The 13,981-nt window shown below is 44.4% G+C and carries 8 protein-coding genes and 1 pseudogene; 1 reads left to right on the top strand and 8 read right to left on the bottom strand.

All coding sequences use genetic code 11. From position 1 onward, the window contains the following. Positions 1 to 122: 122 nt before the first annotated feature. On the bottom strand, positions 123 to 2,438 hold the full coding sequence (locus tag C825_RS09390) for a TonB-dependent receptor (protein ID WP_010802292.1): 2,316 nt from the start codon (positions 2,436 to 2,438) through the stop codon (positions 123 to 125). A gap of 218 nt (positions 2,439 to 2,656) precedes the next feature. Further along, entirely contained in the window at positions 2,657 to 4,528 is a 1,872-nt protein-coding gene (locus C825_RS09385) for an OTU domain-containing protein (RefSeq protein WP_010802291.1), read from the bottom strand. Between the two features lie 416 nt (positions 4,529 to 4,944). Here C825_RS09385 and C825_RS09380 point away from each other — a divergent pair. Further along, positions 4,945 to 5,375 (top strand): annotated as a pseudogene (locus tag C825_RS09380) (AAA family ATPase); the annotation flags it as partial. Positions 5,376 to 5,434: 59 nt separating this feature from the next. On the opposite strand, the gene C825_RS09375 reads toward C825_RS09380, so the two are convergent. The 6 genes from C825_RS09375 to lacZ form a co-directional block, all read right to left on the bottom strand. Then, positions 5,435 to 6,019: a response regulator transcription factor gene (locus tag C825_RS09375; protein ID WP_010802290.1), complete on the bottom strand. Its 585-nt coding sequence runs from the start codon at positions 6,017 to 6,019 to the stop codon at positions 5,435 to 5,437. Positions 6,020 to 6,028: 9 nt separating this feature from the next. Then, positions 6,029 to 6,718: a helix-turn-helix transcriptional regulator gene (locus C825_RS09370; protein ID WP_173011878.1), complete on the bottom strand. Its 690-nt coding sequence runs from the start codon at positions 6,716 to 6,718 to the stop codon at positions 6,029 to 6,031. Positions 6,719 to 6,742: 24 nt separating this feature from the next. Continuing rightward, positions 6,743 to 7,684: a sugar phosphate isomerase/epimerase family protein gene (locus C825_RS09365; protein WP_007657351.1), complete on the bottom strand. Its 942-nt coding sequence runs from the start codon at positions 7,682 to 7,684 to the stop codon at positions 6,743 to 6,745. Between the two features lie 4 nt (positions 7,685 to 7,688). Continuing rightward, positions 7,689 to 9,077 carry a Gfo/Idh/MocA family oxidoreductase gene (locus C825_RS09360; RefSeq protein WP_010802289.1) on the bottom strand — a complete coding sequence of 463 codons (1,389 nt, stop codon included), beginning with the start codon at positions 9,075 to 9,077 and terminating at the stop codon, positions 7,689 to 7,691. A 47-nt stretch (positions 9,078 to 9,124) separates the two neighbouring features. Continuing rightward, entirely contained in the window at positions 9,125 to 10,708 is a 1,584-nt protein-coding gene (locus tag C825_RS09355) for an SUMF1/EgtB/PvdO family nonheme iron enzyme (RefSeq protein WP_007657344.1), read from the bottom strand. A gap of 158 nt (positions 10,709 to 10,866) precedes the next feature. Continuing rightward, positions 10,867 to 13,965 (bottom strand): beta-galactosidase, LacZ type, encoded by a 3,099-nt coding sequence (gene lacZ / locus C825_RS09350; RefSeq protein ID WP_010802287.1) that lies wholly within the window; start codon positions 13,963 to 13,965, stop codon positions 10,867 to 10,869. Between the last annotated feature and the right edge of the window lie 16 nt (positions 13,966 to 13,981).

Raw genomic sequence — 13,981 nt, 5'->3', positions numbered from 1 at the left:
GTTATTTTAGAAAAATATGAACTATCTGCTTATAGTGACGGGAGTAACCAATTCCCCTCTTGAGAGGGGAGCCAGGTACAACCGGTCAATAATCGGATAGTTCATATTTGATAAATACTGAATTAAAACGTCACAGCCACTTCCGCCCCGATCTGGAAGGGTTTGCCTTTTTGTATAAATGAATTATCGAATGATTCGAAATAAAATGCCTGGTAGTCAGTGTCAGTCATATTGCGGCTCCATACATTCAGGTTAACAATCCCCTTACGCACTCCCACTTTGCCATTCAACACACCGTAAAAGTCCTGACTGATATCATTCTTTTCGGTCCAGAAAATCTTCCCGGCTCCGGCATACTGGACGGAAGCAGTAAACTGGTCGAGCCAACTGTTCCGCAACAGTTTGGTATAGTTCAATCCCAGACTGACAGTGTGGCGCGGAGTGTACGGGATGAAGTTATCCTTATAATTTATCTCCGTTTCGTTTTTATCCAACGTCTTATAATCGCGGAAGGTAGCACGGGTGAAACCATAATTCAAATCAGCCGTCAGGCCCTCGGCAATACGGCTGCGAAGGCTTACCTCCACCCCATAACTGTCGGCCTTGCCTCCATTGGTGATCATGCGCCCGCTTCCCCCTTTGGCAAATGTCGTCAACTGGATATCCTGAATATCCATATAAAAGAGTGTCAGTTCGGCATGCAGACGGTCCTTGATCAATTCACTGCGGATACCCATTTCATAATTCCAGCTGTGCTCCGGTTTATAGGCAGCCACCTCTTCCACCTCTGCCGGCTTCTTTGCCTGGTTGGGCATGAACTTCGACATCAGATCGTACCGGGCATATTCCTGTACCAGGTCACCAAACATCTGCACATTGTAGCCTCCCGTCTTATATCCTTTGGCAACCGACACATACGTAAACGTACCCGGCGAACATTGATACCTCACTGATACCTTAGGCAGCACCTGCAAAAAGTCCTGCGATGTTTTACCTTCCAATCTTGTCTCGACAGGCAGAACACCCACAGGACGTCCTCCCATCGACACACCTATCTTCATACTATCTACCGAAGAGTCGTAATTCAGCTTTGCCTTTTCATAATCCAGCCGGATACCTGCCGTTACAGACAGTCCGTCCGTAAATAAGTTGTTATAAGTGGACTGGTGGAAGACAGCAAAACCGAATGTCGGCGTTTCAAAATATCCGGGGAAATAAATCTGATTCTTATCATCACCATATACGGTCAATTGCGGAGCCTTGGGGTTACCGGCCACGATCTCATCAAAGGCTTTCTGCAGGACATCTTTCAGACCATCCTCCTTAAACATCACCGGACCATCCGTTTTCAGACTATTATAAAAGCCGTATGCACCGAAGCTCCATTGATAATTCTTCTGGTGATTCGACCGGATCGCCACCTCTTCACTCCAGGCATATTGCTTTTGCTTCTGGTTCAGTGTGAAAATAGACTTCTCCGTATAATCCTGGTCCATCTTCATATCGTCTTTCAGATACTGGTAGGCGGTGGTAGAGGACAGCAGGAATTTATCCGTTTTCCACTCATAATAAATGCTGTTATTCAGCATCCGCCGCCAATAGGTGCTGGGATCATTTATACGTACAGGCTCCACCTTTCCTGTCTCCGTGTTATATTGTCCGTAAGGAAAGGCTCCCTGGTCGACATAATCATAATTGAATGCATATTGCAGTTTCATTGCCGGATTGATCAGCCAATCCAGTTTAAAACGTCCGCCGGCAGACTTCTCCTTATCTGCTTTCGTATCGGAATATTCGTTCATGAAAAAACCGTCATTCCTGTCGTAGTAACCGCTAAGGGAAATACCGACATGCTCGCTCAGTTTTCGATAATGGGACGCTTTGATCTTGGAAGCACCATAGTTACCTGTCGACATCGAAAACTTTGTTCCCTGATAATTGAAGGGTGACAATGTATAAATATTCACAATTCCTCCCATCGCATTACGGCCATACAAAGTACCCTGCGGACCACGCAACACTTCCATGCGCTGTATATCGTTCAATTCAAAATCAAAGGTACTCTTATCCAGATACGGCACATTATCGACATAAAGTCCGATCGACTGTCCGCTGCTTCGTGCACCGATACCGCGGATATAGATAGCCGAAGTCATCTTGGAGCCGTAATCCGGCATATACAGGTTAGGAACAAACGAACTGATATCTTTCAACGCATCGATCTGGCGTCCTGATATCGCTTGGGGGGAAAGGATGGAAACAGAACCGGGCAATAACCGTAAGTCATTCGTTTCCTTTGTAGAAGATGTTATAATGACCTCATCGATATTATACGTCTTGATGGTGTCATTTTCATTTACATTTACTTCATCAGCCATCAACGGTTGTAATCCAGAGACAGCCCCTGCAATCAGAACAAACAAGTAGCGTTGTTTCATCGTATTTTCACTATTAGTATATTACGATTGCAAAGGAACAGGAAAGAAACAAGGCGATCAATCACTAGATGTAGTGATTTTAACAAAGAGCCTTTGCGATCTTTTCGCGAATTCCTTTATCCTGGATAAAAGAGATGTATCACAAACTTTGTCTATTATTAAGTTTATCTAAACCATTTTGAAATCCGCCTTCTTCAGTATATAATTGAATAGGTCTGCTATTGTGTATGGTATCGACCGGTAACTCTACGCCAATGATCACGAGTTTTGTAAAGAACAATAGATTCATTCTCCCATACCTCATCCGGTATTTCATCAATTCTCTGGCTCTCACCTTCCTCATAACAAAACATAGTCCCATTTTCGTCTATCACATACACGATTTGATGACCCAATCGAGTAAATGCCAAAATTTCCATATCCCCACCCCATGTACCTTGGAGTGCCATAAGTTTATGATAGGCTTCAATGGGAATATTCTGTTTATGAATTGCTTCAACCGACAGATCTCTAAGTTCGGGATAGAGGCTGTTTTCTAACATACCCATAAGGTTGGCATCTACAAATCCTTTCTGTACCAAACCCGCCTCTTGTTCTTCTATTACTATCTCCTGACGCAATTTTAAGAATACCTCAGGATCTGAAGAAGCCGAAAGGGCACGGAACAAACAATCACCACCTCCTCCGTAATCTTCTATAATCCAATTCTTTTCTGCTACATATTGGGCTTCGGGTATCATTTTTCTTTCGGGATCTGACGCTGCCGGCATATCGAGCCTCCGGAGTTCTTCAGGAGTAAGGTCCGGCACATCCGGATATACTTGTTCGTCTTCATCAGCGGATTGAAGCATTGATCGTATCTCAGAGGCAATGACTGAGACAACGGAAATTTCATCTTCGGATTGGGGCATTTCTGGCGGAACCTGCGTTACAGGTTGGGATTCTTTTGACGGAGTGGCATCAGGTGTTTGTTTCTCTGGTTGCGGAATGTCAGATTCGGCAGATATCGTTTTGTCGGTAGCTTTTTCCGAGTCATTCACATCAGCCTTCACAAAATCTATTTTTTTCTCTTCCAGAAATGTTATCTTTCCATTGATATTATAAGCTAAAACACCTATTTGCGGTATATCAATCAGACTCATTAAATTTTCAACGCATTTTTTGTTTTTCGTCGGATTGTTGCTGGAAGGCAATGAAAAACTGAATTTTGCATCGCCATGGTCTTCCGATTTTATTCCAACCTTTTCTCCCGTCTTGTCCTTTGCTTCGTTTTCTGAAAAATTACTTGAATGCTCTACATCCAAAAGAACTTTAGACATTGATTTTATATTATAAGCGATCTTAGAAGGGAAGCCTATGAGATTCGGGGAGAACAAATTTGCTTCCCGACCTCTCTTTATAGGGAATTCAACCAACACTTTAATCGGAACATCAGAACTTTTTAAATATAAATATTCTACTGCCTCTTTAAAATCGCCCAAATGATTTTTCAACGATGATGGCTTCCCTTTCAACCCTTCCCATTCAGCCAAAGACATCGTTCTGTAAATGCATAGCTGATCTTCTGCCAGTTCTTCTTTCGTTGCCTGTCTTCTTGGTACAACTGATTTTCCTTCTTTCTCTAACAATTTCCTATCCCATCCGCTTTTAGTTAGATATTGTTGATGCAAGGTTTGGGGTTCAGGAGCAAATCTAATATGCCGTATATCAAAAGCTAACGTTTGTTCAAACCGGGTCCTATCATATTCTCCCGGCTTAAGATCCTGAAGACTTTGGCTAATATAACCAATACAATCGTCTTCAGAACATTCATACTTTTTCATGATTTGTGCAATAAAAGCCATTCTCTCTTTGGCTGGTAGATCCTTCACTTTCTTTAGGTTTTCCTGTGCTCTTTTTTTCTTCTCCCCTTTTTCTATCTTCTCTTTCAGTATTCGGTCATGCTCAGATTTAGGACTATTATCCACATGAGTTGGTTCTTCCTTTTGTGTTTGACCTTTGGCCTTATCTTTGGGTTTCCCTTTTTGGGACGAGACACTGCTAACTTGTGTTCCACCCGGCTTTCTTTCTTTCGCTTTTTTTTTGCCCATAGCAGTAAATACTATTTTACAATTACCCAAAGCTAAAGATTGTAGAATGATTATGCAATTTATTTCCACAAACGACAGGCATTGTTTGCAAACGACATTACTTTGCCAATAACCGGCATAATCTTATACCGCAGAGGAAGTAGGTATTGGTAGAAAAAATATGGCTGGCGACTTGGCACGGAGAACTTGCTACATATATAATGCATAAGGATGACAGTGCTTGTATCCCGGATTCGGTGAAAAGGCATATTATTAGGAATAATTCTCAACCTTTGTGAAAGTATCATTTTCAATCAGGTTAATTATGACACAGCTTTATCCCATCGGCATACAGAACTTCGAGAAAATCAGAAAGGATGGTTTTTTTATATTGATAAAACGGAATTGATCTACCAATTGGTCAAGACAGGCAGTTATATTTCGTGCCCGACAGTCCAGGAATATATAATCCGTTCAGTATGTTAAATACATTCAAGTACATGCAATTCGGAAGTTACTGATTTGAAACAGGTACGCCAACTTATTTGGTTATGTTGCTTAAACGTTCCAACTACAATCTCAACATGGCTCATACGGAAACCGACGCAGACGTGTTAAACAGTATTGACTCGACTTCTACGAACCCAATACCAGTTATCTATCAGAGCGGATACCAGACTATCAAAGATTATGATCGTCTCTTTGGTATTTTTACCGGCTGGGATTTCCCAACCGCGAAGAGGAAGATGGATTTATGAAATTCCTGTTACCTTTTTATGCCAATACGGACAAGGTGGATTCACCTTTCCAGAAGAGAAAGGTTATGCACACCCCTTCGCCAGCAATACCCGCAAACTATTCAAAATAGGCGTAAACTTCAGTAACAAAACACGGAATATAGAGACGTGGAAGGTGGTGGAAAGAAACTTATAACTCAATATCATCCCCCGAAATAATCCCGTTCATGATGGCATAGAATGTTAAACCGGAGACGGTCTTGATGCCTAGCTTGGCTGTGATATTCTTGCGGTGGGTCAGGACGGTGTTCAGGCTGATATTCAGTTTGTCGGCAATCTCCTTATTCGTGATGCCTTTGACGATCAGTTGGAGGACGTCAGTCTCGCGGGAAGAAAGGTCTTTGCTGTTTTCACCGACTGTGTAAGCGGAACTGTCGCTAGTAAACAATTGCTGCAATTGCTCGATGATAATCTCCTGCGATGCCTTGATGGTTATATGGTTGGTGGTGGAAATACCGCCAGTATCCTCTCCCCCATCAATCAGTACCGTGGTTTTGCTACGGCGGGGAAGGAAAAAATCGGCGTTCAACACCATGATGTCCGGAGAGGTAAAATAATAATCGAACGCATCATTGCCACCTGCCGCATTAAAAATCTCGAATGCAGGGAAATAGCAGACCTCGACCGGAGGAAAGTAGTCGGTCAGCAGACTCTGAAGACCTATACTTTGTAGAGTGTCGGGTAAGATAATCGCTATTTGTTTGTTCCGGTGCATCGACAGGGGTTATTTACATAATTTCTCCATGGCAGAGACCATCGGAGTCAGGATACGGTAACGGATACGGTTATGCTGCTTGATGTCTTTTTCAAGGCTGCTGATCCCAAAGATCACGGCATAACACAGATTCTCGTTGTAATCGCCGGAAAGATGCTTGATCATGATGCCTTTCAGGTCGGATAACAACGCTTCTATAGCATCTTCCGAACGCTGCTCGTCACCCAGATGGAGTGCCTCCTTTTCATCGGAATTACAACACCCTTTTATTTTTTCACTCAACGCCAGGCAGTAAGGGAACCATTCCTTATCATCATGTTCGATACGTGCCGTAAGCTCTTCCTTGAAAGAGGAGAAGAATTTGCCGATCAGGTTCAACGTATTGTTTCCCGGCGTGCTCATAGAGATGAAAGAAGTTAGGTGCCGCTCTATGTTCGGCAACTGATAACGCAGATAGTAAAGATTGGTCTTGGTCAGGTAATCGATAATCTGTGTCGTATGGAATGTCTGCAACTTCCTCTCCGGGAAATATTCCTCATTCAGAAAGGTGTTGATCACTGTCAGCAGGAAATCCGTATCCAGCTGATATTCGTCACAGATCGTCTTCACCGATTTATCGCCCAACCCGAGGCGGATACCGAACCGGTTGATTACAGGAATGAGTGAGGGATGTTCTTCCACCACCTCACTCATTTGCATATTTGGATATACTAAAGGCATAATTTATGCTTCTTCCCATTGTTTGCGCAAGAGTTCTACCGCGGCAGGGACAACGATGTTACGATCGCCCTGGCATCCGCACTCGAAACTTACGTATTTGTCATAACCCAGCATCTTCAGGCCCTTGAAGCCATCTACGTAGTTATCTGCTTCCCCGTCTTCACCCGGCATGCTGCGACGTTTGCGGCTTGCCACATGCACGTGTTGCAGATAGTCGCCACCCGAAATGAACGCTCCCATATCAGAAGTTTCTTCCCAGGTCATGTGCCAGAAATCACCCATGCAACGCACACCCGGATTATTGATATCCCGGCATACGGAAGCAGCATCGGCCACCTGGCGCATATAGAAACATTCTTTGCGGTTCAGAGGTTCAAAAATTACTGTCGTTCCGTTCTGTGCAGCATGGTTACCCATCTCCGTGAACTGTTCGCACAGGAAGTCGCGGGTTTCCTGGTTATGAGGAAGCGCAGGAACCTGGCCGTTGAAAGCAGGAACGATGATAACACCAGTCGACCCCAGTTCGCCGGCAGCCGTGATGATTTCCTTCATCGTATCCATACATTGCTTGCGGATAGCCGGATCGGTAGAAAGAATAAAACCGTCGAAACCGGCACAAATGGCACTGACTTTGATATCACGACCATTCAGAGCTTGCTTGATCTCGCTTACACGGTCTTTCAAACCACGTCCGCCCGGCTCGAAACCGACAACTCCCAGCTTTTCCATATAGTCCAGCTTCTGGTTCAGGTTTTCACCCGGAGCGATGCCTTCCTGGAAAGAGAGGTTCAGTTTCGCCTTGGTGTTGCAGCAAGACTTCGTTTCCGGACATTTCTCATCCGAAGAAGCCTTCGATGCACAGGATGCCAACGTGCCGGTACTAACGGCTGCTACCGCAGCACCGGACAAAGTTGTTCTTAAAAAGTTTCTTCTGTTTAATGTCATATCTTTATTTATTTTGATCACGAGGTTTTCCCGGAACCGGTACAGTAAATGTACTCATATCCATCTTACCCAGATTCAGGTCTTTCGGAGTATAATCCAGCGGAGAAGCGGTCATAGCATCCCAGGTTGTCTCAGCACCGGAATAAGCCGATTCACGTCCCATAATAGCTGCCATATTCGAAATAGCTGTTTCGGAAGCCTGCTGAAGCGGTTTGTTACCACGAATACTGTTGATCCAGTTAACATGTTCCAATGTATACGGGTCGGTCTGTTTGAAGTTTGCTTTTTCTGCTTCATAATCGTATTTCCATACCACATTACCGGCAAGGTCTTTGATCTCCATCGTAGAGCTGTCCCATGAACCTTTGGTTCCCTGAATAAATTCACTTACATTGCTCACGCAACCGTCAATCTGACGACACATACTATGCATATGGATACCGTTCTCCATAGTGAAGTCGATACTGAAATTATCATACTGGTCACCGGTAATACGGCGCTGGCGAGAACCGAAACCGACAGCCTTAACAGGTTTCAGCCCGCTGAACCAAGTAAATACGTCGATATTATGTACATGCTGCTCAACAATATGGTCGCCGGATAACCATTTCCAGTTCACCCAGTCTTTGATCATATATTCGCAATCGTTCCATTCTTTCTGACGTTCGCGGAACCATAACATACTCTGGTTCCAGTAAACCGTACCGCCAGTGATCTCACCGATCATACCTTCCATGATCTTTTTGTAAGATTCTACATAAGAACGCTGATGATGACGTTGTGTACCTGTGATTACGCGAAGATTCTTCGCTTCCGCCTGTTTGGCTGTAGCCATGATCGTACGATAACCTACCGGATCCACGCAGATCGGTTTTTCAAGGAATGAATGTTTCCCTTTTTCTGTCGCATACTGGAAATGTACCGGACGGAACACGGGAGGTGTTGCAATGATCACAACATCCACGCCACTGTCTATTACTTGTTTATATGCATCCAGACCTACAAAACGTTTGTCGGCAGGAATATCTATATTCTTATCTTTTTTCAGCTTACCGGCCAGTTCGTCAACTCTTTCCTGGAAAGTATCACCCAACGCAACAATAGTTACGCCATTTGCTGCGTTCAGGAAGTTGAAAGCGGCACCGGAACCACGTCCGCCGCAACCGATAACACCGGCTTTCAGTTCCTGGCCGTCGGTTGCCAGATCCGGCAATTCCGGAATATAATAAGTACCCGGTTCTTTCAGCGGTTTCAAAGCAGCGGCTTTTTCTCCCCCGCCGCATGAAGTCAGAACCACACTTGCTGCACTACCTGTACCGATTGCACCCAGTGCACCGGCCATCGCTGAACTTTTTAAAAATGATCTTCTACTGATACTGTTTTCCTTTTTCATGATATAGCAAATTTAAAGAATTGATATAATTTTTACACTAGTCTACTTTATTGAATGGATGAATCCGGCTCGCATACCACACGGAAGCCAATGCCACGTATGTCAGAATACCACCAGATACTTTTAGGTTGCTGCGGGTCGGTCTTTAACCACGCTTCATGTTTGGTATAGTCGCGGGCTGCCGAACGAAGGTCTGCCGCGTCAGAAGTATAATTACCTCCGCGCACTACCCATTCCGTTCCTTCGGTTACCAACGGATTCGTAACAGACTCGCCTCCCTTGCTATAGGCTTCGGGATCATACTTATCTGCACAATATTCCATGACATTACCCAACATATTCTTTAATCCGAACGGATTGGCTTTCACCAGTTCCGGTTCTTGTGTCTTATTCTTACTGTTCTTGCTGTAAATGACGAACGAACTGATACTGTCGGTTTTTGCATCGAAGAACTTACGCCAGAATCCCTGGTCGGAGAAGTCTTTCGGGCTGCCGCTGAAGAAGTAAGGAGTTTCCGTACCTCCGCGGGCTGCATATTCCCATTCGGCTTCGGTCGGCAGACGGTATTTCTTGCCGGTCTTCTTCGATAACCACTGGCAGAATGTTTCAGCTGCATAATGTGTCATTGTGATAGCCGGACGATCGCCGCCACCCCATCCCTGGTCGGGGAATCCGAATGGAGGTGTCGGACCGGAAATAGCATCCACATCCGGATTGCTGTTATTCGCATAAACTGTTTCAGGAGGAGTACGCCCCTCGCTCATCGTATTTCCATAGAACGACCAGTACTGGTCCCAGGTAACTTCCACCTCAGCCATAAAGAACGGGCTGACCGTTACGTTACGAACAGGTGCTTCATCCGGTTTATGGAACGGTTCCTTGCTGGTGCTACCCATTTTGAACGTACCGCCCGGCACGGCAACCATTTTGAAAGACACCGGTGTTCCGGGTATCTGTTCTACATAATCGGCAAAACTTGTTACCTGTGCAGGTTCCTTGAAATAAAGGCTTGTATCGACCGCCGAAGATCCGGAAGCCATGCCAGGAATACCAGTCAACTTGGAATGGTTGTAGTTGGGATTATAATGCCCGGCATCCAGGTGACAACTGATACACTGCAAGTCCAGTTTCTTTTCATTTTCATCATAATAAAGGTGTGCTGTAATACCGTCGTTCGTAATTCCTTCCGGAAACAAATTCTGGTGGCATTCTTTACATGATTCGTTCGGGATATATTTAACGGCATGATCCAGTTCTGACTTTACATCCCAGTCAAAGTCGGCACTGTCTTTGGTCATAAAAGACCAGACATCTTTTAAGCCCAGTTTTGCTTTTGCCGTATAATGGTTCCAGGTATCGTTTTTAGGCGGAAGGTGGCAGTCCACGCAATGCACTTTCACCCCGCTCCCGTTATTTACGTGCTTGGATAGTTTCCAGCTGCCTTCCACATGCGGATGCACATGACACATCATACAGGATTCGTCACTGGAAAAATAAACGGAAGTATTATAAGCCAGAATCATTACCCCGGCACCAAAAATTACGCCCAAAAGAAGCATAAAGGTCTTTCCTTTAAAAAAATTCTTCTTCAGGCCTGATGAGTATCGATTAGAATTCTTGTTAGTAGCCATCTGTTTTTATGGTATTCAATATTTACACTTAGTCTGAGAATTAGATTTAAAAATCGGCAATAAAAGTAGCGTTTTCCTTAATATAAAGAAAGCATAACCCACCTATTTAACGTAATAAGTAAGCAGATTATGCTTTTTTTAATTATTTTCAGTATCCCTTAAAGATTTGACTGCATCGGTGTCATAATGAAAGTAAATTCATAATCACCGTAAGGCAAACGATATTGCTCCAAAGGCAATGCGCCCCAGCTGTTCACACAGCCCAGTCCCATCTGTACCTTGTCGATACAAAGGTTGGCATAGTCCACTTTCGGGACTAATTCTGAATGTCTCTGGTCTTTCTGCACACCGTCGTCCAGTGATTCGATCGAGTAGTTCAATGCAGAAGCAGAGAAAGGAGCCTCGGCAACAAACATCAGACCGTTGCCACCTTTGTTTGTCTGTTTCCACCAGCGGATATCCGTTTTTGTACCGGTTTCCTGCGGACGGATATAAGAGTAGAATTGTTCATCCACTGTCTGGCAGAATTTACCCAGATCGGTCACATTGTTACGGTCTGAATAGTTTTCCCACGGACCACGACCATAATATTTGATCAATGCCATTTCTTTCGGCATCTGCATCTGCATACCGAAACGGAACATATCCGATACTTTAGCCGACTTATCGGCAATCATCTTCTGTGTTACTTTTACGGCACCTTCATTATTAATGGTATAAGAAACGGACAACTTAGCCGATACGGCTTCCATTGTATATTCTGCATTTACTACCGCCTGACCGTTTTCCATCTTATTTGTCAAAGAGGTCAGTTTCAGTCCCGGCTTTTTCCATGCTGCATATCTGTTCTGCAAACCGGCTCCCATATCGTTATCGGTCGGAGCACGCCAGAAGTTTGGAGTCAGCTTGCCGCCTTCATCGATCAAAGCCTGGCCCTTTACATCATATTTGCAAAGGAAACCGTCATGTTTATTGAACTCGATACGGAAGTTTTCACCTGTAACGATCAGATAGTTGTAATCATTTTCTGTAATTACCGGGGTTACCGTGGCAACATTTACCTTTTCAACATTTGCCAGTTTCAATTCCGGAGCCTTATACGGGCGGACAACCAACTGGTTTTTAGCAACCGTATATCCCGCCGGAAGCATTGTTTCCGCTTTTTTCAGTTTGAAAGCGACATTCAACAGCAATTCCTTGCATTTGCAGATTCCGTCCGTAGTATAGTTCAACTTTACAGATTTGGTCTGTTGCGGAGCCACTTCCAGATCTTTGACCATGCCTGTCTGAACTACTTCGCCATCAGCCAGCAATTCCCATTCTGCATAATAACCACTCAAATCACGGAAGAAGTTTTCGTTATAAACATTCACGACACCGCTTGCCAGGTCCGAAGGAGTTACCCAGATCGACTGGTAAATATGTCCGACCTCATGCATATGAGGATTAGGCTTACGGTCCGGACTGATCAAACCATTGTCCAGGAAGTTATTATCAGATGCATCGTAGCGGTTAAAGTCGCCACCGTATCCATAATATTCCACACCTTCCTTATTTTTCATACGCAATGACTGATCCACAAAGTCCCAGATGAAACCACCCTGATATTTCGGATATTTACGGACAAGATCCCAGTATTCTTTGAATCCACCCTGTGAATTACCCATTGCATGCGCATACTCGCACTGGATAAGCGGTTTGTCGACATTACTATTACAATAGTCTTCGCATCCTTTATACCCCAGATACATCGGACAATAGATATCGGTAAATTCATTCTTTCCTGCCTGCTCATACTGAACGGCACGGCTCTTATCTTCATTCTTGATCCAGGTGTAACATGCTTCAAAGTTCGGTCCGAAACCGGCTTCATTACCCAATGACCAGAAAATAATAGACGGATGGTTGAAACCACGTTGTACATTACGCTGGTTACGTTCCATATGTGCTTTTGCATACGCCGGATTCTTAGCCAGGGTTTGTTCACCATACCCCATACCGTGGGATTCCACATTAGCCTCGGCTACGACATAAATACCGTATTCGTCACACAGATCATACCACAGGTTTGCATCCGGATAGTGACAGGTACGAACCGCATTAAGGTTGTATTCCTTCATCACCTTGATGTCCTGCAACATACGTTCGCGGGAAACCACATATCCGCCGTCCGGATCCATTTCATGACGGTCTGCTCCCTTAAACAGTACCGGCTGCCCGTTTACCAGGATCTGGCTGTTTTTCAGTTCTATCTTACGGAAACCGACTTTCACCGGGATAACTTCCAGTTCTTTATTGCCTTCTTTCAGCGTAGCGACCAGGGTATACAGGTTAGGCGTTTCAGCCGTCCACTTCAACGGATTGGAAACAGCGATATCCGCAGACACTTTGCCTGAGCCTTTCAGCGTAGTTGTTGCAACGGAATTGCCTTGTTTATCCAACAATTTCACATCCACAACACCACTACCTTTCAGGTTAACGCTTACATTTAACGTGGCATCCTTATACTGTGCATCCAGATCCGGAGTTACGCGGATATCCTGGATATATTTAGGATTACGGGTATACAGATAACAATCACGTCCGACACCGCACAGACGCAGAAAATCCTGGTCTTCCAGATACGTACCGTCGCACCAGCGGAATGTCTGGAATGCAATCAGGTTCTTGCCGGGTTTCAGGTATTTGGTCAGATTGAATTCCGCTTCGAGTTTGCTGTCTTCGCTATACCCTACATACTGTCCGTTTACCCAAAGATACATATTGGATGTTACCGAACCGAAATGAGCAAATATTTCTTTTCCTTTCCAGTCTGCCGGAATAACGATTTCTCTACGGTATGAACCGACATGGTTATTTTCGACCGGCACTTCCGGCGGATTATTCTTGAACTGGTTTCTCCAGGCATATCCCACATTCACATAAATAGGATCACCGAAACCATTCAATTCCCAGATGCCGGGAACGGGCATATTCGCCCAACCTTTATCATTAAATCCTACCTGATAAAAATCTGTCGGACGGGCATCGGCATCCTTCACCCAGTTAAATTTCCAGGTTCCGTTCAAAGTCATAAAATTGACTGACGATTCTTTGCATCCCTTCAACGCCGCATCCTCTGTTTCAAACGCAAAATAGTTGGTATGCATCGGGGCACGGTTAACTTCATTTACGTTCGGATCTTTCCACTCATTTTTTTGAGCAAATGCTGTCACTCCCAGCAAGGAACAACAGCAAGCTAACATTTTTAATTTCATTCCTATATTGATTTAC

Origin of the sequence: Parabacteroides sp. ASF519 (assembly GCF_000364265.2) — a bacterium.
In the GTDB taxonomy this organism is placed as follows: Bacteria; Bacteroidota; Bacteroidia; order Bacteroidales; family Tannerellaceae; genus Parabacteroides; species Parabacteroides goldsteinii.
The sequence above is the reverse complement of the archived record's forward strand: the minus strand, read 5'-3'. Positions and strand labels throughout refer to the sequence as shown.